Raw genomic sequence first — 23,536 nt, 5'->3', positions numbered from 1 at the left:
AAGCAATTGACAGGTAAATTCATCAGCTTTGAAGGGACAGAAGGCGTCGGCAAGACCACGGCGATCGATGGCTTGGTCGCGCGCCTACAAGCACGGGGCATACAGGTGCTGCGTACGCGCGAACCTGGGGGCAGTGTGCTTGCCGAAGAGCTGCGTGCGATGTTTTTGGATCCTAATCGCAGCATCGATGCTGATACTGAGATTTTGATGATGTTCGCTGCGCGCGCTGATCATATCCATCAGGTGATTATCCCTGCACTACAAGCGGGCAAATGGGTGATTTGCGATCGCTTTTTTGATAGTACGGTGGCGTATCAGGGCTTTGGTCGCTTTGATGGTGATCAGGCGGCGCTTGATAAGATTGAGCTGTTGATTGAGCATTTTGTGCCGATCAGTCCAGATGTGACGCTGTGGCTGGATTTGGATGTGGCGACAGGCATGATGCGCGCAGGCAAAAGAAGTGCTGCCGATCGTCTAGAAGCCAATGCGCTAAGCTTTTTTGAAAAAGTGCATCAAGGATTAAGTCATCAAGCCGCACGCCACCCACAGCGCATTCATCGCATTGATGCTGATGGGACGATTGATGAAGTGGCGGCGCGCATTGATCGGGTGCTTGGGCTGTAGATTGGCAAGGATTGTTGCTGGTGCGTAGGATTTGGGCAAGGTATTGTCGCCAAAGCATACTTGACGGTAACTTTAGATTTTTGCATACTAGGCGCAATCATGCTTATCATCGCCGAGCTTGGATTTGGCAGGCGAAACAAGGATTGCTTATGAAAAAAACAGCACTGAGCGGATTGCTTGCCCTAAGCCTATGGATGCCTGTCGCCATGAGCGTGCCGATGACGGCACACGCGGTGGTGGGCGTGGACTTCTCCCAATTGGTCGAACAAGCATCGCCATCGGTGGTGCGTGTGAGCATCACCAAAAAAGTCGATACCCAAACCCTAGCCAAAGCGCAGGCGATAGAGATTTTAAAAGATTATTTGGGTCAAGATGTGCCGCTGCCTGACGCGCCGATGCTTGAGCAGGGCTATGGCACGGGCTTTTTTATCAGTTCTGATGGTTATATTTTGACCAATCACCATGTCATCGCTGATGCCGAGAGTATCACCGTCACCCTAAGCGATCGCACGGAGCTGGATGCCAAATTGATCGGCAGTGATGAGAGTTCAGACATCGCGGTACTCAAGGTACAAGGCACAAACTTCCCTGCACTGCCTGTGGCAAAAGGCGATACGCTCAAAGTTGGCGAGCCTGTACTTGCCATCGGTTCGCCGTTTGGCTTTGATTATTCGGCATCGGCAGGGATTGTCTCTGCCAAATCGCGCAGCATTCCAAGCGAAGGCACAGTACCTTTTATCCAAAGTGATGTCGCTTTAAATCCCGGTAATTCAGGCGGGCCATTATTCAACCAAAAAGGCGAAGTCGTCGCGGTCAATTCGATGATTTTTAGCGGTACGGGCGGCTATATGGGGCTGTCGTTCTCGATTCCAATTGAGACGGCGATGGATATCTATCAGCAGATCCGCGATACAGGCAAGGTGACGCGCGTGCGCATGGGCGTGACCATTCAAGATCTGGATCGTAATTTGGTGCAAGTCTATGGGCTTGAGCGTCCTAAAGGCGCGCTTTTGACCAAAGTTGTGCCACAGTCACCAGCTGATCAAGCAGGCTTACAAGCAGGCGATGTGGTCTTATCGTTCAATGATATGCCGATCAACCTGGCGCATGAATGGTTCGATTTGACCAACAAAGCCAAGCCGCACGATACTTTTTATTTGACTTATCTGCGTGATGGTAAGACTTATCAAGCCAAAGGGCAGTTCGGTGATGCGGCAGATGACATCGCCGCTGACCAAAAACGCCAACAAGACGGCGTGCGCTTGGGCGTGCGTCTGCGCAATCTGACCGTGCTTGAACGCCGTGCGCTGACAGAACAAGGCATCCAAGGCGGCGTGATGATCACTTCGGTGGATCTGGTGGGTAATGCGTCGCGCGCTGGCATCCAAACGGGGGATATCTTGGTCGGCCTGAACCGTGTGCCAATTCGTGATGCCGAAAGTTTCGCCGCCCAAGTCGCTGCCTTGCCAAATAAAGGCGTGGTCGCGGTGCAGCTGATTCGCCAAGGCGAGCCGGTGATTCTTGGGATGCGCCTTGAATGAGCAGGATTGAATAATTATTTAAATGCAACAAATTTCGCTGTAACATTGACCATTAAATGTGATAAACTAAATAATCCAACAAGAAGTTGGTGTAAATTTTAGACCGATTGACAGACCGAGCAAGGCTTTTGTATGACAGACGCATATCAAGACATCAAATCCAAACTTCGTGGGGCGATCACTGCCCTGATCACACCGATGACCCCAGACGGTGCGGTGGATTATGATAAGCTTGCCAAGCTGATCGAATGGCAAATCGCCGAAGGCATTCATGCTTTGGTCGCAGTCGGTACGACAGGCGAGTCAGCGACTTTGAGTGTGGCTGAACACAGCGAAGTGATTAACTTTTTTGTTAAACAAGTGGCGGGTCGCGTGCCTGTGATCGCAGGTACGGGCGCGAATTCAACGCATGAAGCGATCGAGCTTACCCGCCATGCCAAAAACGCAGGCGCGGACTGTGCGCTACTGGTCGTGCCTTATTATAATAAGCCGACCCAAGAAGGGATGTATCAGCATTTCAAAGCCATCGCCGAAGCGGTGGATATGCCACAGATGCTGTACAATGTCCCTGGTCGCACGGTCGCTGATATGAGCGAAGAGACGGTCAATCGCTTGGCGGATATCGATAATATCGTCGCGATCAAAGACGCCACAGGCGATCTTGAGCGTGGCAAAAGCCTAATCAAGCGCGTCGGTGATCGTATCGTCGTGCTATCGGGTGATGATCCGACCGCACTTGAGCTTGTTAAACATGGCGCAGCGGGCGATATTTCGGTGACTTCTAATGTCGCACCAAAAGCGATGAGCCAAGTATTTGGCTTGGCATTAGAAGGCAAATTCGACGAAGCGGCGGCGATTCATGACACCATCAAGCATCTGCACCAAGATCTGTTCGTTGAGTCTAGCCCACAGCCGACCAAATATGCCTTGTATAAGATGGGCAAGATTGACAAAGGTATTCGCTTGCCGCTGGTATGGCTGTCGAATGAATATCACAGCGTGATCGATGCAGCATTGGCGAAAGCGAACCTGATTTAACTCACTTTTTGAGCAGTTGGAATGTGTATGAAAACTTTAAAATTGACAGCAGTTATTATGGCGGTGATGACAGCACTTACAGGCTGTGCCGCCACCAAGAGCCTACTGGCAAAGCGCGATAACGGCAGCCTAGATTATCGCACAAGCGAGAAGATTGCACCGCTACAACTGCCAGCAGAACAGCCTGCAGCAGAGTTTGTACCGCTGTATCCGACACCTACCGTTAATGAAAAATCATCAGATTTTATTAATGAAGCAGGCAAGCAGTACGAGCTGCCTAAGCCACCAAGCGTGCGTTAATTCATTAGAAGTGCGATGTCGATGCGTCGCACTTTTGTGTTTAGATTTCCTTAACTTTTAAGCATTTGAGAATTTCCATGGAAAAACAAGCCCTACTTTATACTGGTAAAGCCAAATCTGTCTATGAAACTGCCGATCCTGATTATCTGGTACTGCATTTTCGCAATGACGCCAGTGCGTTCAATGGCGAGAAGATGGCAAGTCTTGACCGCAAAGGCATGGTGAATAACCGCTTTAATGCCTTTATCATGCAAAAGCTTGCCGAAGCAGGCATTGAGACGCATTTTGAAAAGCGGCTATCAGACGATGAAGTCTTGGTAAAACGCCTAAAAATGATCCCAGTAGAAGCAGTGGTGCGTAACTATGCCGCGGGCGGCTTGATGAAGCGCCTAGGCTTGACCGAAGGTTTGCCACTATTGCCGCCGACTTATGAGCTGTTTTATAAAGATGACAGTCTGGGCGATCCGATGCTGTCAGAATCTACCGCGATTGCGCTTGGCTATGCCACTCTTGATGAGCTGCGCCAAATGCAAGAGCTGACCTTGAAAGTCAATGCCGTGCTGTCGAAGCTATTTGATGACGCAGGTCTGATGCTGGTGGACTTTAAGCTTGAATTTGGTCTGTTCCACGGCCGTGTGGTCTTGGGCGATGAGTTCTCACCAGATGGCTGCCGCCTGTGGGACAAAGAGACTAAGAAAAAGCTGGACAAAGACCGCTTCCGTCAAGGTTTGGGCGATGTTGTCGAAGGTTATGAAGAAGTTGCGCGCCGTATTGGTGTGCCGCTTGCCTAATGTTTGGCTTTTGATGACCTAATTTGATGATGGGTTGGTTAAAATTCGGTACTGTATCTGTGTTTTAATCAACCTTATTTTTTGGAAAAATCATGTATTTTCAAATGTATAAAATCGTTACCTACATTCCAGAGACGCATCTGGAAGTGGTAAAAACCGCGATGTTCGCCGCCGGTGCAGGGCATTATGGTAATTATGAATGCTGCAGCTGGCAGACATTGGGCATGGGGCAGTTTCGCCCACTGGATGGCGCAAATCCGACCATCGGCGAAGTCGGTGAAATCACGCGCGTGTCTGAGTGGAAGGTGGAGATGATGGTGCCTGAGAATAAGCTGTGCGAAGTTGTGCAAGCGTACAAAGACGCGCACCCTTATGAAGTGCCTGCCTATGAAGTGTATCAGACGGTGGATGTGGAAGGGGATTGATCATCAATCCAACCAAGTACCAAAAAACGCCCAAATCATCACGATCTGGGCGTTTTTTATTGGATCAATCAGAATTTTGGATCAGTTTTGTCATGCTCGCCACTTTACCAAAGCCCTTTGGCAATGCCGCACCACGACTGGCGCGCTTGGCGGTGTAATTGGCGACATCGCTGGGCTTTAGCGTCAAGGTGCGCTTGCCTGCGGTGATGACTAGGCTGTCATTGCTTGATAAGCTTGTGATCGCGGTGATGGTCTCATCGCCTTTTAGATTGACAAGCTTATTGCCCTTGCCCTTAGCAAGCTGTGGCAGATCATCACTTGGGAAGATGAGCAGATTGCCATTGGAGACGCTCACCGCCACCAAATCATCACCATCATCCATCACAGCGATGGGCAGCAGTGTACCATCGCCCAGATTGATACTTGCCTTGCCTGCTTTTTGGGCGGTGTCCAGATTGGATAATTGATTGATAAAGCCATAGCCTGCGCTACTTGCCATGATGATGTGTTTATCAGTCATGAAGGCAAGCTGTTCAATCTTTGCGCCATTGGCAAGGTTTAATAGGCTTGTGATCGGATCGCCTTGACCGCGCGCCGATGGCAGATGGACGGTATCAAGCCCATAGCTGCGACCTGTGCTGTCGATGAGAATCAAGCGTTCGGTCGATTTACCCAAGGCGTGCGCCAAATAATCATCGCCCGAGCGATAGTTCATCTGCATAGGATCGGTGCTGTGACCCTTGGCAAGGCGAATCCAGCCGGCTTGTGAGATCACCACCGTCACAGGCTCGCTCGTCATCAGCTCCGTGGCTTTTAGACTGGTGGCTTCGTCGCGCTCTACCACAGGGGAGCGGCGTTTATCGCCATGCTCTTTGGCATCGGCGGTCAGCTCATCGATGAGTAGGGCGGTGAGCGCATCAGGGTCGGCAAGCTGATTGGCGATCACCGCGCGCTCAGCTTCTAGGCGGTCGCGCTCGGCATTAAGCTCAATCTCTTCAAGCTTGGCAAGTTGGCGCAGTTTGATGTCTAAGATGGCATCAGCTTGAATGTCTGATAAGCCGTAGCGATTCATCAGCTCAAGCTTAGGATCATCTTCTTCGCGGATGATGCGGATGACTTCATCGATGTTCAAGTAAGCGATGAGTAAGCCTGCCAAAATATGCAGTCGCTTATCGATCTTATCCAAGCGATGCTGCAAGCGGCGAATCACCACACCGCGGCGCACAGACAGCCACTCGGTGAGAATGGTTTTTAGATTTTTGACTTCAGGTTTGCCATTGACACCGATCATGTTCATATTCACACGATAGCTCGTCTCAAGGTCAGTATTGGCAAACAGATGGCTCATGATTTTATCAATCTCAAGCTTGCCTTTTTTGAGCTCGATGACGATGCGGCAAGGGTTGTTGTTGTCCGATTCGTCGCGGATTTCGGTGACCCAAGGCAGTTTTTTATCGGTCATCAGCTTTGCGATCTGCTCAACCACTTTATTGCCCGAGACCTGATAAGGTAAGGCATTGATAATAATATGGTTTTTTTCTTTTGGGTCAAGTTGATAAGTGGCGCGCATCTTGTAGCTGCCTTTGCCTGTCTCGTACATCGCGACCAAGTCTGCCTTGGGCGTGATGATCTCGGCAGAGGTCGGCAGATCAGGGGCAAGCACGGTTTGCACCAGTTGTTTGACGGACAATTCTGGATTTTTTAGTAAGCGAATGCAGGCTTTGACCACTTCGCCCAGATTGTGCGGTGGAATGTCTGTTGCCATACCGACGGCGATGCCGGTTGTGCCATTGAGCAAAATATTTGGCAGGCGCGCAGGCAAGGTGACAGGTTCGGTGAGTGAGCCATCGAAGTTATCCTGCCAATCGACTGTGCCTTGCTCAAGTTCAGCCAGCAAAGTATTGGCATAATTACTCATCTTCGCTTCGGTATAGCGCATCGCCGCAAAAGATTTGGGATCATCAGGAGATCCCCAGTTGCCCTGACCGCTGATCAGTGGATAACGATAGCTGAACGGCTGCGCCATCAGAACCATCGCTTCATAACAGGCGTAATCGCCGTGCGGATGATATTTACCCAAGACATCACCGACGGTACGCGCGCTTTTTTTGGGCTTGGCGGTGTGCTTAAGCCCAAGCTCGCTCATGGCATAGACGATGCGGCGCTGCACGGGCTTGAGCCCATCGGCGATGTGTGGCAAGGCGCGATCCATGATGACATACATGGCGTAGTTTAGGTAGGCGTATTCGGTGAAGTCGCTCACCGAGCGGGTGTCGATGTCTGTGGTCATAATGCGTATAAACTGCTAAAAAATTACTCTATGATAACAAGTTTATACGGACAAAACAATTTGTGATTGTAAAGTTTGCCCCCAAAGATAAGCAACAAAAAAGCAATGACCGCATCAGCCATTGCTTATTTTACTTTTAATGAATTACAACGCCTGCAGCGAGCTTTCCATACGCTTGGCAAGCTGTACATCACGGCTTTGGACAGCGTGTTGGCTTGGGTCGCCGATGCGCACACTCAGCACATTATAATCATGACTCCACACAGGATAATGCTCAAGGCTTTGGGCGAAAAACGCCACGCGTACCATGAAGCTTACCGCCGTAGCAAAGTCTTCAAAAGTATAGGTTTTGATTAGGCTGTTGCCATCTAGCGACCAATTTGGCAAACCGTCAAGCTGTAGGGCGACTTGGTCGGGAGTTAAGCTGCTCATGATATTCCTTGTAAAAAAGTTGCTTGTAAAAATCTTGTCAATTCAAGCAATTTTCAAGCGGTTGGATCGATGATAAAAGTGAATGGGTTATCGCTTATTTTAGCACATTTTGGTAATCTTGGTGCTTATTTATGTAATGCGCGACAAATGAGCAGCTTGGCACGATTTTGATGTCGTGATCACGGGCAAAATCAAGCGCTGTCTTGGCAAGTGCCGAGCCTAAGCCGCGACCGCCAAGTGCATCAGGGACGATGGTGTGGTCAATGTTCCAAGTGCGCTCATCGATGATCTGATAGCTTAGATAGGCGGTGTGTCCATCGATGGTGGTCTCAAAACGCTGAGTGGCGGCATTGTGGGCGATGGTGGTCATGGCGGTGTCCTTGGTTGTGGTTATAAAATTTGTGCTTTTGGCTTATGATAAGGCAGTTTGGTGGGATTGTAAATGGGTTTTGAAGGGTGGTGATGGGATTTTCATGGTTGTGGTTGGTGGGGGTTGAATTTATTTTGCAGATTTAATTTTCAAACCCAAAATACCTTGCCCAAATCGGGTATCAATGCGATAATATCAAGTTAAGCTTTTATTGTCATTCAACCCCACAGGAAAACTATGGCCCAATATATTTACACCATGAACAAGGTGTCAAAAATTGTTCCCCCAAAGCGTGAAATCCTAAAAGACATCAGTCTGTCGTTTTTCCCAGGTGCCAAAATCGGTGTCCTAGGTCTAAATGGTGCGGGCAAATCAACGCTACTACGCATCATGGCAGGCGTGGATACCGAGTTCAGCGGTGAAGCGCGCCCGCAAGCAGGCATCAAGGTCGGCTATCTACCCCAAGAACCACAGCTGGACCCGAACAAAACCGTGCGTGAAAATGTCGAAGATGGTGTGCGTGAAGCGCTGGATGCTCTTGACCGTCTGAACCAAATTTATGCCGAATATGCTGAGCCTGATGCAGACTTTGATAAGCTTGCTGCTGAGCAGGGCAAGATGGAAGACATCATCCAAGCATGGGATGCACACAACCTAAACACTCAGCTTGAAAAAGCGGCGGATGCACTTCGCCTACCACCATGGGATGCCGATGTCTCTAAGCTATCAGGTGGTGAGAAACGCCGTGTCGCCCTGTGCCGTCTGCTATTGTCCAAGCCTGATATGCTGCTACTTGACGAGCCGACTAACCACTTGGATGCAGAATCGGTGGCATGGCTTGAGCGTTTCTTAAAAGACTATTCGGGTACGATTGTGGCGATTACCCACGACCGCTATTTCCTTGACAATGTCGCTGAGTGGATTTTGGAGCTTGACCGTGGCTATGGCTATCCATACCAAGGTAACTACACCGAATGGCTTGAGCAGAAGAACAAACGCCTAGAGCAAGAGCAAAAGCAAGAAGAAGCCTTTGCCAAAGCGTTGAAACAAGAATTGGAATGGGTACGCAAGAACCAAAAAGGTCAGCAAGCCAAATCTAAGTCTCGTCTAGAGCGTTTTGAAGAGATGAACTCTCGTGAATTCCAACAACGCAACGAAACCGCCGAAATCTATATTCCACCAGGCCCACGCCTAGGCAATAAAGTGATTGAAGTCAATAACATCTCAAAATCATTTGGCGATCGCTTGCTGTACGAAAACCTATCATTCACCGTACCACCGATGGCGATCGTCGGTATCATCGGGCCAAATGGTGCAGGTAAAACCACACTGTTCAACATGATCACAGGCAAAGATAAGCCTGATACAGGCACGGTCGAAGTCGGTGAATCGGTGAAAGTGGCTTATGTCGGTCAGGTGCGTGATGAGCTGGACGATAATAAGACAGTGTGGGAAGAAGTCTCGGACGGTCTTGATATGATCACTGTGGGTGAGTACACCACGCCAAGCCGTGCGTATATCGGCCGCTTCAATTTCAAAGGTCAAGACCAGCAAAAACGTGTCGGTCAATTATCAGGTGGTGAGCGTAACCGCCTACAGCTTGCCAAGACACTCAAGCAGGGCGCGAATGTTATCCTACTTGACGAACCGTCAAACGACCTTGATGTCGAGACCTTGCGTGCACTAGAAGATGCGGTGCAAGTCTTCCCAGGCACCGTGATGGTTGTGTCGCATGACCGCTGGTTCCTTGACCGTATCGCTACACACATCCTAGCATTCGAAGAAGAAGGCTCTGTGTGGTACGATGGCAACTACACCGAGTACGAAGCCTACCGCAAAAAGACCCTTGGTGCAGATGCAGGCCCTAAGCGTATGAAATATAAGAAGATTGGTGGTTAAATCCAAAAGCCCGTCGGTTCTTTAGAGTCGATGGGCTTTTTACTGCATATCGGTAGCAGCATTGATTGTATGGGTGGATATGGTTATAATCTAACTGTATTTACTCAATCAAGGCAAGCGTATGTTTGGCTCAATACTTGTGTAGTCTGATGATTTTCAAGTTGGTGATGCTCCTATTTCTTTTGGGCATATCACTTTGTATAACGCTCAAACCAACAAAAGGGTTACATGCAGTTTGAATTTATTGAAGACTGTTCAGGTTATTGATGAAGAAGAAATATTAAGCGCCAGTGCTGATATTAAACGCTTTACCACCAATTTTATCGCTGGCGGTGTGTTGGTGAGTGCTGGCGTCTTGCCTGCTTTGGCAACGCTACTCATTGGTCACAATCTACCTGATAAAACAAAATCAAGATACTTGACTTATGTTGAATTTACTGATGGTAAATCAGCGATTTTACAGACCAATCAGAAAAAGCATGATTTATTGATGAAATATCAGTAATGCTACATTGCCTTATGCAGCCCATTGTGATTGCGATGGGCTTTTTGTGTGGGTAAATAACATATTTTTTAGAGATTAATATCGTCATTGATGCTATTTATTCTATTGCTTGGCATGGCGATTATTGCCTGTATATTAGTACCTGTGATTGCTATCCCATTGGTCATCTTGGGTGTGGTCATTTATGGCTTTACCAAGGGCTTTTTGAGTCATTGCTAGATTCCTTGACTGGTAAATAATATGTCTTTAGCGATTAATATTACCCTTGCTGCCAATAAGGAAGAAGAATTTGAATTTCTAAGTCATCTATGCGACAGTAAATACCAACCTGTCCGAATTCGGACACTTTATAAACTCCACACCCACAAACAACAATTGGGGCAAAAACTGCCCCAATTGCTTATGATTTGCTCATCATTTGATTAATTCACCAACTGACAAATCAGCCTTCTGCCCCATCTGGGACAAACACATAGCCCACGCCCCAGACGGTCTGGATATAGCGCGCTTGTGATGGATTGTCTTCGATCAGGCGGCGCAGGCGCGAGACCTGCACATCGATAGAGCGCTCCATCGCACCCCATTCGCGACCGCGTGCAAGGTTCATCAGCTTATCACGGGTCAAAGGCTCGCGCGGATGCTGCACCAAGGCTTTTAGGACGCTAAATTCGCCTGTGGTCAAAGTCACGACATTGCCATCGCGCTTTAGGGTGCGTGTCGATAGATCAAGCGTCCATGGGCCGAATTCGACCACTTCCACTTGCTGACTTGGTGCACCAGGTAGTTCGCGGTTTTGGCGGCGTAGGACGGCTTTGATGCGTGCTAGCAGCTCTTTTGGATTGAATGGTTTGGGCAAGTAATCATCTGCACCTGCTTCAAGTCCTGCGATGCGGTCAGCGTCCGAGCCTTTGGCGGTCAGCATGATGATTGGAATGCTTAAGTTCTCAGCGCGCAGACGCTTACAGATGGCGATACCGTCTTCATCGGGCAACATCAAATCCAGCACGATCAGCGAAAACATCTCACGCGCAATCAGCTTATCCATCTGCTTGCCATCGTGCGCCACACGCACCACATAGCCATCATCTTCCAAAAAGCGCTGCAACAAAGCACGCAAACGCGCATCATCATCGACGACCAAAATGCGATGGGCGATGGTATCTAGAACTTCTGTCATCTCATTATCCTTAAAAATTTGGGCAAATGAACTTATGCTTTAGTGTACAATATTGCACAAAAAAATGTAACTGGTTTTGTGTTAATTTTTGCTCAATTTGCAATCTGTTTATCATAGCATGATTGTTGGGGTTTGTATTTGGTCTTAACAAGAATTAAACAAGAGGCGCGCTTATTTTTATCCAGATTTTGCCGATTTAAGCTGCGCGATAGCTTTGGCGTTTTTGTCCAAACTTGCTATAATGGGCAAATTTGCCCCAAGCGGCGTTATATAGATGATGAATTATGACCGATTTACTTCCCCAAGAGATTGACCATCAAGCGATTTATGCCAAGCTTGCCCAAGCCCATGCCGTGCGCGCATCGCAGGTAGAAGGTTTTGCCAAGCTTTTTGATGAAGGTAACAGCGTGCCGTTCATTGCGCGTTATCGTAAGGATCAGACAGGTGGCTTGGACGATGATTTATTGCGCCAGCTTGAAAAGTCGCTCATTGCTGAGCGTGAACTTGCCGCGCGCCGTATCAAGATTTTGGAGCTTTTGGCCGCCCAAAATGTGCTCAATGCCGAGCTTAGCGAGCGCGTCAATGCAGCAGGCAGTAAGCTTGAACTTGAAGAGATTTATCAGCCTTATCGTCCGCGCCGCAGATCGAATGCGACCAAGGCAAAGCTTGCAGGGCTTGAGCCGATTGCGCGCGCTGTCTTGGATGGAGCTGATCCTGTTGATGCGCTGGCAGGCTTTGTTGCACCAAGTACCTTGACCGATGAGACGGGCGAGACTTTCGATGCTGATTTTGGTGATTTGGACAAACAAATCGCAGGCGTGCAGGCGATTATCCTAGATGACTGGGCGACGGCGCTGGATCTGTATGATGCGGTGCGCACAGGCTTTAATGCCACAGCAAGCATTCGCTCTGAGCTGATTGATGAAGGTAAGCGCGAAGTAGGCGAGAAGTTCAAGGATTATTTTGAGCATACTGAGCCATTTGCCCGCCTGTCCAATCACCGCTTACTTGCTATGCTGCGCGGTCGCCAGCAAAATGTCTTGGTGCTGCATGTCGATGGCGAAGATGAGCCATTTATCGCGATGATTGTTAAGCATTTTGCTGTGGATAGTGCGAAGGCTAATGGCGAGATTTTGACCGACGCCGCCAAAAAATTATGGACAGCCAAGTGGCGCGCGCAGATTGAGCATCGCTTATTGATCGAACGCCGCGTGCGGGCAGAGACCGATGCGATTGCTGTTTTTGCTGAGAATCTAAAGCATCTGTTGATGGTCGCACCAGCGGGTCGTAAGGTGATTTTGGGTGTCGATCCAGGCATTCGTCATGGCGTCAAAATGGCAGTGATCGACAGCACAGGCGATGTGCTGGCGACGCAGACGGTGTATCCGTTCAAGCCACAAAACCAAGTGGAACAAGCGCGTGCGGTGATCGAAGAATTGATCACGGCGCATGGCGTGCAGCTGGTTGCTATTGGTAATGGTACGGCGAGCCGCGAGACCGAAGAGCTTGTCAAATCAGTCATCGCTGAGCGTAAGCTTAATGCCACAGCGCTTGTGGTGTCTGAAGCGGGCGCGTCGGTGTATTCGGCAAGCGAGATTGCGTCTAGCGAGCTGCCTGATCTGGATGTCTCGGTGCGTGGCGCGGTGTCAATCGCTCGTCGCTTACAAGACCCTTTATCTGAGCTTGTCAAAGTCGAGCCAAAAGCCATCGGCGTGGGGCAGTATCAGCACGATGTCAATCAAGCCGAGCTTGAAGCCAGTCTTGATAAAGTCACCGAAGACTGTGTGAATGCTGTGGGCGTGGATGTCAATACCGCAAGCCCTGCAATCCTTGCGCACATCTCAGGTCTGAACAAAAATGTCGCGCAGCAAATCGTCGATTATCGCCGTGCCAATGGTGCTTTTGTCAATCGTGAACAGCTGAAAAATGTCCCACGACTGGGTGTGAAGACCTTCGAGCAGGCGGCAGGCTTTTTGCGTATCAAAGATGGTGATGAGCCGCTTGATGCCACAGGCGTGCATCCTGAGAGCTATGGGCTTGTGTATGAGATTCTTGCTAAGCACGGCAAATCGCTTGATGAGGTACTGGGCAATGAGACTACCGCCAAAGCGCTCAATGACAGCACGGATAATTTTAGCCAGCTTGCCACCGTGACTGCCGAGCTTGCCAAGCCTGCACACGATCCGCGTGGCGAATTCCGTACTGCCAAATTCCGAGATGATGTCAATGAAATCAAGGACTTAGAAGTCGGTATGGTGCTAGAAGGGGTGGTGACCAATGTCACGGCATTTGGCTGTTTTGTCGATGTCGGCGTGCATCAAGATGGCCTTGTGCATATCTCTGAATTATCCGATGATTTCGTTGAAAATCCTGCCGATGTCGTCAAGCCCCAAGACATCGTCACGGTGCGTGTGATCTCGGTCGATGAAGCGCGTGGTCGTATCGGCTTTAGTATGAAATCTGAAAAATCTGCTAAGGTGGATAAGTCAGATAAAGCCGATAAATCCGAGCGCGCAGCTAAGGCCAAATCCGAGCGCAGACCTGCTCGACAAGATAAGGCGGACAAAGCCAAGCCTGCTGCGATGGGCAGCTTTGGCGCGCTTTTAAAGCAGGCAGGGCTTGGGAAGTAGGCAAGTAGGCAAGTAGGCTTAAGCAAGATAAATATGACAAACCCATTGAAATCAATGGGTTTTTTTGTTGGTGGTTTTGGCAATGCCACCTGCCGTAGTTTTCTAAGCTACCTATGCGGTAGTGAAGCTCACTGTTTGAGTCCACGATTACAGCCAGTATTTCTAAGCTACCTATGCGGTAGTGAAGCCAAGAAGTCGGAAGTCGGAAAATCGACAGACTTTCTAAGCTACCTATGCGGTAGTGAAGAGCCGTTTATAGGCTCGGCGAGCAGTGGCGATTTTCTAAGCTACCTATGCGGTAGTGAAGCAGACCAAATTCAACGAATTAGAGAGCAGATTTTTCTAAGCTACCTATGCGGTAGTGAAGGAAGTTACGCCACGAGAACAGAGCATTGACAGCTTTCTAAGCTACCTATGCGGTAGTGAAGCGCAATCGATCAAGAATACATCGAAGAACGAATTTCTAAGCTACCTATGCGGTAGTGAAGATTTGTCCCAACTAACAACGAGAGTTTTTTATTTTCTAAGCTACCTATGCGGTAGTGAAGGATGATTACACCCTTAAAGGCGGTGATAAGTTTTTCTAAGCTACCTATGCGGTAGTGAAGTTTATTACATTAACGAGCAATTAGCACAATATTTTCTAAGCTACCTATGCGGTAGTGAAGTCGGTATTTACTAAATCAATTCCCCATTCATCTTTCTAAGCTACCTATGCGGTAGTGAAGGTCATTTTTCAGTTCGTGAATACCACTCCAAATTTCTAAGCTACCTATGCGGTAGTGAAGTCAAACGATTGGATAGCATATTGTAAACGAATTTTCTAAGCTACCTATGCGGTAGTGAAGATGGTGATCAAGCTACTAAGTTTTGGGATGGTTTTCTAAGCTACCTATGCGGTAGTGAAGGATTTGTCATGCTCATTGTCAGTTAAAGCAAATTTCTAAGCTACCTATGCGGTAGTGAAGAATCAATACGCTAGGAACGCCACCTTGATAAATTTCTAAGCTACCTATGCGGTAGTGAAGTTTGAAGTGCCTTTATCATTCACTGAAAGACATTTCTAAGCTACCTATGCGGTAGTGAAGAGGTTCAAGTCCTACAATCGGCACCATGATAATTTCTAAGCTACCTATGCGGTAGTGAAGTTCTAGCACTGCCAAAAAGTTATCACCGCTGATTTTCTAAGCTACCTATGCGGTAGTGAAGTTTCAGTTGGATTAGGTAAGGCAATACATCTGTTTCTAAGCTACCTATGCGGTAGTGAAGAACACTGCGAATGGATCGCAGTGTTTTTTTTGGGTTTCTAAGCTACCTATGCGGTAGTGAAGGCTCAAGAAAAGTTGTCATACCCACAGGTGTTTTTCTAAGCTACCTATGCGGTAGTGAAGAATTCCCCTTTGAAATAATTTAGGTGCTTTTGTTTTCTAAGCTACCTATGCGGTAGTGAAGACCAATCCCATCTGCTCAAGCACATCGAGCAATTTCTAAGCTACCTATACGGTAGTGAAGTGGTTGAGACAGTCAGACCATTAGATACAACATTTCTAAGCTACCTATGCGGTAGTGAAGTGGCTAGTAAATACTTACTAGCCATTTTCATATTTCTAAGCTACCTATGCGGTAGTGAAGAGTGCATCCGCTATCATCTGCTGACTGCTCATTTTCTAAGCTACCTATGCGGTAGTGAAGGTTTTTCAGCTTCGATTTGTGCTTTTTGTTCATTTCTAAGCTACCTATGCGGTAGTGAAGAGATAGATTTGAGACCGAGTACATCGAGCAATTTTCTAAGCTACCTATGCGGTAGTGAAGACAAAATTATGCTAACAACAGATGACCTACAATTTCTAAGCTACCTATGCGGTAGTGAAGGCTTGCTTTGATGAGCTGTTTTAGCTCTTTTGTTTCTAAGCTACCTATGCGGTAGTGAAGAGTGCATCCGCTATCATCTGCTGACTGCTCATTTTCTAAGCTACCTATGCGGTAGTGAAGGTGTTGGTTGGTGATTATCCGCACATCAAACATTTCTAAGCTACCTATGCGGTAGTGAAGTGACAACCGCATTTATGCCCACTGACTTGACAATTTCTAAGCTACCTATGCGGTAGTGAAGAAAGATGCTGAGTTTGAATCGGCATTTGCACATTTCTAAGCTACCTATGCGGTAGTGAAGACCATTTGCCCGTCTCTACCTACTGGGATTTGTTTCTAAGCTACCTATGCGGTAGTGAAGATCATAAACAAAGCCCCAAACGGGGCTTTTTTTTCTAAGCTACCTATGCGGTAGTGAAGAGTTTTGCCAAGTCATGAAACTGTGCCTTTTTTTTCTAAGCTACCTATGCGGTAGTGAAGAAATTGTTAATAAGCTATCAAGTTTTGACGGTGTTTCTAAGCTACCTATGCGGTAGTGAAGAAAAACATCAAAATTCGCCTAGTAACTGACCGTTTTCTAAGCTACCTATGCGGTAGTGAAGGACTTCTAAATCATCTCTTAGCGAAGGCAAATTTTCTAAGCTACCTATGCGGTAGTGAAGGCATAAAATTGCTGTAGTGTTGGTTGGTGCGTTTTCTAAGCTACCTATGCGGTAGTGAAGTTGCATCACCCCATAAATGTATTGATATTATCTTTCTAAGCTACCTATGCGGTAGTGAAGGAAAGAGCAGACAATCAGCCAGCTCAACGAGCTTTCTAAGCTACCTATGCGGTCGTGAAGTCTCGCTTAAGATTGGCGACTTCATCGGCAACTTTCTAAGCGACCTATGCGGTCGTGAAGTAACGCCCATGATCAGAACATCGACGATCGACATTTCTAAGCGACCTATGCGGTCGTGAAGAGGTATCGAGCAAAACACGCCTAAAGCGGTGCTTTCTAAGCGACCTATGCGGTCGTGAAGACGCCCAAGCCGATTTGCACATCACCTGTTTATTTCTAAGCGACCTATGCGGTCGTGAAGAAGTAAAGGGGCGTAAGGGACGGCATGGGGTATTTCTAAGCGACCTATGCGGTCGTGAAGAATGCCATTTTCGAATTTGCTGTAATTTGAGCTTTCTAAGCGACCTATGCGGTCGTGAAGAGCCAGAACGCTGGCTGCTGCGTCATGCAATGTTTCTAAGCGACCTATGCGGTCGTGAAGGCTCGGTGTCTGCTGCAATCCGATCCAATGATTTTCTAAGCGACCTATGCGGTCGTGAAGTAACAAATGTCAAGCATGAGCTAGGCGATGACTTTCTAAGCGACCTATGCGGTCGTGAAGCGCCCGCCAAGCACTCAAGGCACAAAATGAAATTTCTAAGCGACCTATGCGGTCGTGAAGGCAGATGATTGATGAGATGGTGCTGGAGTTCGTTTTCTAAGCGACCTATGCGGTCGTGAAGTTTGGGTGACTATGTACGATAGCTTGTATATCTTTCTAAGCGACCTATGCGGTCGTGAAGATCCGCATGAATGCTGTGGCTTGATTATCGATTTTCTAAGCGACCTATGCGGTCGTGAAGCTGTATCAGCAATCAAATCACTGTCACGGTTTTTTCTAAGCGACCTATGCGGTCGTGAAGAATTTCACGCACGCTAAGCCGTCCATGCGGGTTTTCTAAGCGACCTATGCGGTCGTGAAGATCGACAGGCTCGTCACAGTATTGTCCGATTTTTTCTAAGCGACCTATGCGGTCGTGAAGGTTTTGGCGGTTTTCCTGCATCGAGTTTGATTTTTCTAAGCGACCTATGCGGTCGTGAAGCTGTTGCTCACAATCAAGCCACAACACTCATGTTTCTAAGCGACCTATGCGGTCGTGAAGGACATCCAATGGGCAGTTGCCGATCTATTAACTTTTCTAAGCGACCTATGCGGTCGTGAAGGGCGACCCAACAAACCCAACAACTCAAAGGCTTTTCTAAGCGACCTATGCGGTCGTGAAGAATGTCGGCGACTCGGCGACAGAGCGGGGGTGTTTCTAAGCGACCTATGCGGTCGTGAAGTCTATGCTTGGCTATGTGGGCGTGGCTCATGTTTTCTAAGCGACCTATGCGGTCGTGAAGAATAATAAAAATAAATATATATATGCTGCTTGTTTCTAAGCGACCTATGCGGTCGTGAAGGTGTCTCCTTAGTAAGTGGTAGCGTTGTTGATTTTCTAAGCGACCTATGCGGTCGTGAAGTGGCTCGCTGCTTTTCGTACTGCTCATTGAGTTTTCTAAGCGACCTATGCGGTCGTGAAGAGAGCGGGGGTGGGCGGCGACATTGGGGATTTTTTTCTAAGCGACCTATGCGGTCGTGAAGACTTGTAACAAATACTTTTGGCGTATCTGGTCTTTCTAAGCGACCTATGCGGTCGTGAAGTTTTCGTGGTACAAACCCGCTAAATAAAACATTTTCTAAGCGACCTATGCGGTCGTGAAGTTACGGTGGGCTAGTTTGTCATACTGTTTCATTTTCTAAGCGACCTATGCGGTCGTGAAGATAGGACGGAACGGAACGCCCCCCCGATTGTTTCTAAGCGACCTATGCGGTCGTGAAGTCATCTAAAAAATCGGTAGCCGAGGCGTATTCTTTCTAAGCGACCTATGCGGTCGTGAAGATTAATTAATAACATGGCTTGTACTCCTATTTTCTTTCTAAGCGACCTATGCGGTCGTGAAGTTCTAGCGATGATAACTAAATATTTGCCAAGGTTTCTAAGCGACCTATGCGGTCGTGAAGAGTAATTATAACCGAAAAAATTAAGAAATAACAGTCATTTATGATGGATTGACCCTTTTTACCCAATCAAAATTTGACCAGTTATAACTTATTGATTTTATTAAGTTTTTAAATAGTTGAAAAAATAAAGGTTTTTTTACATCCATCATCATCTGACAGTAAATTTAGTATAGCATAAGTGATGTGACAGATGGAAAATGTAAGCTTATCATTTGGTCGCATCATTGCTTGACAGGCTATCATGAGTGTGATTAAATTAAATTCATCATCAAGGAAATTGACGCCATGGATACGCTCAAACCCACGGATCTCAAAGCCATTTTACATTCAAAACGCGCCAATATCTTTTATCTTGAGCATTGCCGTGTGATGCAAAAAGACGGTCGAGTGCTATACTTAACCGAAACTAAATACGAAAATCAATATTATAATATTCCCATTGCCAATACCACTTGCATTTTGCTTGGCACAGGCACTTCCATTACGCAGGCTGCCATGCGAATGCTCGCCAGTGCAGGCGTGTTGGTCGGCTTTTGTGGGGGCGGTGCAACGCCACTTTTTTCAGGGGCGGAAATTGAATGGCTTAATCCACAAAGTGAATATCGCCCAACCGAATATGTACAAGGGTGGCTGTCTTTTTGGTTTGATGAACAAAAACGGCTGACCATCGCCAAAGAATTTCAACAAAAACGCATTGAATTTATTCAAAAAATTTGGTCAAAGGACAAGGAGTTACACGAAGCAGGATTTGCCATTGATGACCATGATGTTTTGCAAGCTTATACTAGTTTTCAACATAAAATTTCTACGGTAAACTGTGTCAATGAGTTGCTATTGGCAGAAGCACAAATGACCAAGCAGTTATATAAATATTCTGCAAATCATTGCGGATTGTCATTTGAACGCAATTTTGAAGCGGGCGATTTGGCGAATAATTTTCTCAATCATGGCAATTATTTAGCCTATGGGCTTGGGGCGACAACGCTGTGGGTGCTCGGCATTCCGCACGGCTTTGCGGTTATGCACGGTAAGACACGGCGTGGGGCGTTGGTGTTTGATGTGGCGGATTTAATCAAAGACGCGATTGTGCTTCCTTGGGCGTTTGTTTGTGCCAAAGATGATTTTAGTGAACAAGAATTTCGTCAAAAAATCTTGCAAAAATTCACACAACATAAAGCACTCGATTTTATGTTTGAGCAAGTGAAATCGGCTTCACAATACTTTTCATAGTCATTTGATTCAAAACAATACTTCGTTACCAACGCCCTGATGTACTACTTGTACACTGCGGTCGTTGTCGCCTAGTCTTGTTTTGAATCAAAAAGCCTATGACCAAGGATATAGAAATGATTGTTACCTTTATTTCTCAATGTGAAAAAAAGGCACTCCCACGCACTCGGCAGGTATTGGACGCATTTGCCAATCGGATTGGCGATAATACTTGGCAGACGGTCATTACCGAAGATGGCTTGGCGATGGTCAAAAAATTGCTATCTCGCACCGCCAGCAAAAGCACGGCGGTCAGTTGTTACCGATTTCATACTCGCAAACACAGCGAATTGGTATGGATTGTCGGCAATCGTCATAAATTTAATGAATGGGGCTATGTGCCTGTGAATCGCACCAAACTCAATATTTTGCACAGCGAATGGCAAAATGATTGGCAATATATCAGTGCCATTCAAATTATGGCGACTTTGTCCGCTTTATTGCACGATTTGGGTAAATCTACACTTGGTTTTCAACACAAACTCACGCACGGCAGTACACAAGGCGACCCTTATCGTCATGAATGGATTTCTTTAAAAATTTTGCTGTGGCTTTGTCGAGATTGCCAAACCGATAATGATTGGTTGCAACGCTTTGGGCAAATTGATGAATGGCTTGCCAAGCAAAACTTATCGGCATTAAATGCCTATTTACAATCTAATCAAGACCACGCCAATTTAGCTCAATTACCCCCATTGGGACAATGGCTGGCTTGGCTTGTGGTCAGTCATCATCGCTTACCCCCTTTGACCGATGTGTTTTTAAAAGAACAAGTTCGCACCCAATTTCAAAAAGATACCTCAATCTTATATCTTGAACGCTCGCTTGCCAAAATCTATGCAGAGTTTACCGCCAAAGATTATTGGGTCAAAAATCCCAATGTCGTCAATTCTGAAAATTTCTTTAAATTTCAACAATGTGTCATTAATAGTAAAACTTGGCAAAACAGCCTAAAACGCTGGGCAAGAAAAGCCCTGCAAGACCCTACATTACAAGCCTTATCCGCCCAAAATCAGCCGATTGATAACGCCATTTTGCTGTATTTATCACGGCTGTGCTTGATGGTAGGCGACCATAATTATTCATCATTAAAAGACAATGACCCTCGCCGTGTCGCCACAAAATCCACACTTTCTTTACTTGCCAATACTGACCGCAAAACACGCACGCCCAAGCAATTTTTAGATGAACATTTGTTGGGTGTGGCATCATTTACCGCCCATTTTGCACGGCATTTGCCAACCATTAGCGAGCAATTGCCGACATTACTCAAACATCGCCCTTTGAGCAAAAACACCGAGATTGAGAGATTTTCTTGGCAAAATCACGCCTTTAAAATCGCCAAAAGTGTGCAAGCTGAAAGTGATACGCATGGCTTTTTTGGGGTGAGTATGGCGTCCACAGGCTGTGGTAAAACCATCGGCAACGCTCGCATTATGTATGGATTATCGGACGAGAAAAAAGGGGCAAGATTGACCATTGCATTAGGTTTGCGAGTTTTGACTTTGCAAACAGGGTTGAGTTTACGCCAAGATTTGCAGTTAAATGACGAGCAATTAGCGATTTTGGTCGGTGGTGGCGGTGTTCGGCAATTATTTGAAATCAATGAACAAAAAAATCAGGCTGAAACAACTTCCGCTTACGGTAGTGAATCGGCAGAGGAATTGGTGGACGGCTTTGTGGACGGTTCGCCTGATTATCATGCGTTGAATGAACTCAATATTGATACTTTACTGGCGGATAATAAAGCAAAAGATTTGCTGTTTTCGCCTGTGGTTACTTGCACCATTGACCATCTTATGCAAGCTTGTGAATGCAAACGGGGCGGTGGTTACATTGCTCCAATGCTTCGTTTATTGAGTAGCGATTTGATTTTGGACGAACCTGATGATTTTGACCACAATGATTTGCCTGCGTTGGCACGACTTGTGCATTTGGCAGGTGTGTTTGGCTCAAAAGTGTTGTTGTCATCGGCAACGCTACCGCCTGATTTGATTGCAGGCTTGTTTGAAAGCTATTTGGCAGGGCGAAAATTGTTCAATCAAAGCCAAAATAAACCCACACCGCAAGTGGTCTGTGCGTGGTTTGATGAACAAAAAAATGGCTCAACAGTCGCACCTTGTGGAGAGATGGAAAATTTCAGACAGCAACATCAAGCCTTTGTCAATAAACGCACCAAATTTTTGCACGCCCAGCCCATTCGCCGTAAAGCCGATGTGTTGCCTGTCAATATTGCCTATCATCAAGATAAACAAGCAAAATTTTATACCGAATTGGGACAAAAAATCATTGATGGAGCAAGCCAATTACATCAATCTTATCATACCGTTGATGAAAAATCAGGCAAATGTGTGAGTGTTGGCTTGGTGCGACTTGCCAATATCAAACAACTAACACGCCTTGCGTTTTATTTGCAAAATGCTCAACTCCCAGCTGATACGCACATTCATGTGGCGTGCTATCACGCAAGACAGCTTTTGATTTTGCGAAATCATGTGGAATATGCTTTGGACAAAATCTTAAAACGCAATGGTGATGAACAAGCGATTTTTGCTCACGATGAAATCCGTCAAGCGATGGCAAAAAGTCATGCCAAACAGCATATTTTTATGGTGCTGGCAACGCCTGTGGCGGAAGTGGGACGAGACCACGATTATGATTGGGCGATTGTTGAGCCAAGCTCTATGCGGTCAATCATTCAACTGGCTGGGCGAGTGTGGCGACACCGTCCGCAAAAGTTAGCAACTTTCCCTAATTTATTGATATGGCAGAAAAATATCCGCCATTTGCAAGGACAAACGCCTGTTTTTACCAAGCCGGGATTTGAAGTGCCTGAATTGAAATTGCCAAGTTATGAATTTAATGCTTTGATAAATCAAGAATTTTTGGATAAAGTGGATGCTTGCCCAAGAATTGACAAACCGAGTCCATTAAAGCCGACTTTGGCAGGCTTGGAACATCGTTTGATGACGCATTTATTTTCATCAAAAACAACCAATTATGTCAATGCCTATTGGCGAGACGCAGGCGTATCCAATCGGATACACACGCATTTACAGCAAGTTTCGCCTTTTCGCCACAGCACACAGCAAGATGAAGAATGGATACTCATTCCCAAGCAAATTCTTGATGAGAGCGAAACTGGCTTTGATGTGTATGCAAGCGAAAACATTCGTGAACATGGCTTGCATCATGCGAGTAAACACAATCACTATATTCAAATACTGAATTTTGAGTATCAGCACCCACAAATTGATACTTGGCTAGTCGGTGATGTGTATGCGGAAATGGTGCAACTGCACACGCATTTGTCCGAGCAAAGCCTGTCGTATATTGCCATACAGTTTAGCAAAGTGCGACTGAATAGCAACAAACAACAATGGTATTTTTGCCCATTTTTGGGCGTGGTGTCGGAGCGGTTTAGCTCCTAGCCGTATTAAGCAACCTATGCGGTTGAGACATTCAAAACACTATTTTCTAAGCCATCTATGCGATGATTAATTATTGTATCACAACTTTAAATTTTATACAAAATACTATGGTTGAT

15 protein-coding genes and 1 CRISPR repeat array are annotated in these 23,536 nt (G+C 46.7%); of the genes, 11 read left to right on the top strand and 4 right to left on the bottom strand.

The genetic code is table 11. From position 1 onward, the window contains the following. Positions 1-6 precede the first annotated feature (6 nt). From tmk to NKU06_RS04020, 6 genes are all read left to right on the top strand, one after another. Positions 7-624 (top strand): dTMP kinase, encoded by a 618-nt coding sequence (tmk, locus tag NKU06_RS04045; RefSeq protein ID WP_253224637.1) that lies wholly within the window; start codon positions 7-9, stop codon positions 622-624. A gap of 149 nt (positions 625-773) precedes the next feature. Further along, positions 774-2,165: a trypsin-like peptidase domain-containing protein gene (locus NKU06_RS04040; RefSeq protein WP_254728894.1), complete on the top strand. Its 1,392-nt coding sequence runs from the start codon at positions 774-776 to the stop codon at positions 2,163-2,165. A 132-nt stretch (positions 2,166-2,297) separates the two neighbouring features. Then, positions 2,298-3,203, top strand: a complete 906-nt coding sequence (gene dapA / locus NKU06_RS04035; RefSeq protein ID WP_254728891.1) for a 4-hydroxy-tetrahydrodipicolinate synthase — start codon at positions 2,298-2,300, stop codon at positions 3,201-3,203. Between the two features lie 27 nt (positions 3,204-3,230). Further along, on the top strand, positions 3,231-3,503 hold the full coding sequence (locus tag NKU06_RS04030; protein ID WP_253222803.1) for a hypothetical protein: 273 nt from the start codon (positions 3,231-3,233) through the stop codon (positions 3,501-3,503). Positions 3,504-3,580: 77 nt separating this feature from the next. Beyond that, positions 3,581-4,294, top strand: coding sequence for a phosphoribosylaminoimidazolesuccinocarboxamide synthase (gene purC / locus NKU06_RS04025; RefSeq protein WP_254728888.1), 714 nt, complete (start codon positions 3,581-3,583; stop codon positions 4,292-4,294). A 104-nt stretch (positions 4,295-4,398) separates the two neighbouring features. After that, positions 4,399-4,719, top strand: coding sequence for a YqfO family protein (locus NKU06_RS04020; protein ID WP_253224638.1), 321 nt, complete (start codon positions 4,399-4,401; stop codon positions 4,717-4,719). Between the two features lie 64 nt (positions 4,720-4,783). Here the strand turns inward: NKU06_RS04020 and parC are convergent, their stop codons facing one another. From parC to NKU06_RS04005, 3 genes are all read right to left on the bottom strand, one after another. Then, entirely contained in the window at positions 4,784-7,009 is a 2,226-nt protein-coding gene (gene parC / locus NKU06_RS04015; protein ID WP_254728885.1) for a DNA topoisomerase IV subunit A, read from the bottom strand. Positions 7,010-7,153: 144 nt separating this feature from the next. Continuing rightward, positions 7,154-7,441: a 4a-hydroxytetrahydrobiopterin dehydratase gene (locus NKU06_RS04010; protein WP_253222806.1), complete on the bottom strand. Its 288-nt coding sequence runs from the start codon at positions 7,439-7,441 to the stop codon at positions 7,154-7,156. Positions 7,442-7,535: 94 nt separating this feature from the next. After that, the gene (locus NKU06_RS04005) at positions 7,536-7,811 is read right to left on the bottom strand and encodes a GNAT family N-acetyltransferase (protein WP_253222807.1); all 276 of its coding nucleotides are present in this window, start codon (positions 7,809-7,811) and stop codon (positions 7,536-7,538) included. Between the two features lie 237 nt (positions 7,812-8,048). Between NKU06_RS04005 and ettA the strand changes: the two genes are divergently transcribed. Continuing rightward, a complete protein-coding gene (gene ettA / locus NKU06_RS04000; protein WP_254728882.1) occupies positions 8,049-9,710 on the top strand; it encodes an energy-dependent translational throttle protein EttA in 1,662 nt (553 codons plus the stop codon). A gap of 196 nt (positions 9,711-9,906) precedes the next feature. After that, on the top strand, positions 9,907-10,215 hold the full coding sequence (locus NKU06_RS03995; protein ID WP_254728880.1) for a hypothetical protein: 309 nt from the start codon (positions 9,907-9,909) through the stop codon (positions 10,213-10,215). Positions 10,216-10,657: 442 nt separating this feature from the next. Here the strand turns inward: NKU06_RS03995 and ompR are convergent, their stop codons facing one another. Continuing rightward, positions 10,658-11,392 (bottom strand): two-component system response regulator OmpR, encoded by a 735-nt coding sequence (gene ompR / locus NKU06_RS03990; RefSeq protein ID WP_254728878.1) that lies wholly within the window; start codon positions 11,390-11,392, stop codon positions 10,658-10,660. A 284-nt stretch (positions 11,393-11,676) separates the two neighbouring features. Between ompR and NKU06_RS03985 the strand changes: the two genes are divergently transcribed. The 3 genes from NKU06_RS03985 to cas3f all read left to right on the top strand — a co-directional run bounded on the left by NKU06_RS03985 (position 11,677) and on the right by cas3f (position 23,420). Continuing rightward, positions 11,677-14,022 carry a helix-hairpin-helix domain-containing protein gene (locus NKU06_RS03985; protein ID WP_254728874.1) on the top strand — a complete coding sequence of 782 codons (2,346 nt, stop codon included), beginning with the start codon at positions 11,677-11,679 and terminating at the stop codon, positions 14,020-14,022. A gap of 99 nt (positions 14,023-14,121) precedes the next feature. Further along, positions 14,122-18,720: direct repeats of the CRISPR family, unit length 28 nt; unit sequence TTTCTAAGCTACCTATGCGGTAGTGAAG. 285 nt (positions 18,721-19,005) lie between these two features. Further along, positions 19,006-19,950: a type I-F CRISPR-associated endonuclease Cas1f gene (cas1f, locus tag NKU06_RS03980; protein ID WP_254728872.1), complete on the top strand. Its 945-nt coding sequence runs from the start codon at positions 19,006-19,008 to the stop codon at positions 19,948-19,950. Positions 19,951-20,066: 116 nt separating this feature from the next. Continuing rightward, positions 20,067-23,420, top strand: coding sequence for a type I-F CRISPR-associated helicase Cas3f (gene cas3f, locus NKU06_RS03975; protein WP_254728870.1), 3,354 nt, complete (start codon positions 20,067-20,069; stop codon positions 23,418-23,420). Positions 23,421-23,536 lie beyond the last annotated feature (116 nt).

The sequence above is a fragment of the Moraxella sp. FZLJ2109 genome (assembly GCF_024296965.1).
Lineage (GTDB): Bacteria > Pseudomonadota > Gammaproteobacteria > Pseudomonadales > Moraxellaceae > Moraxella.
This window is presented reverse-complemented; position numbering and strand designations above follow the sequence as displayed.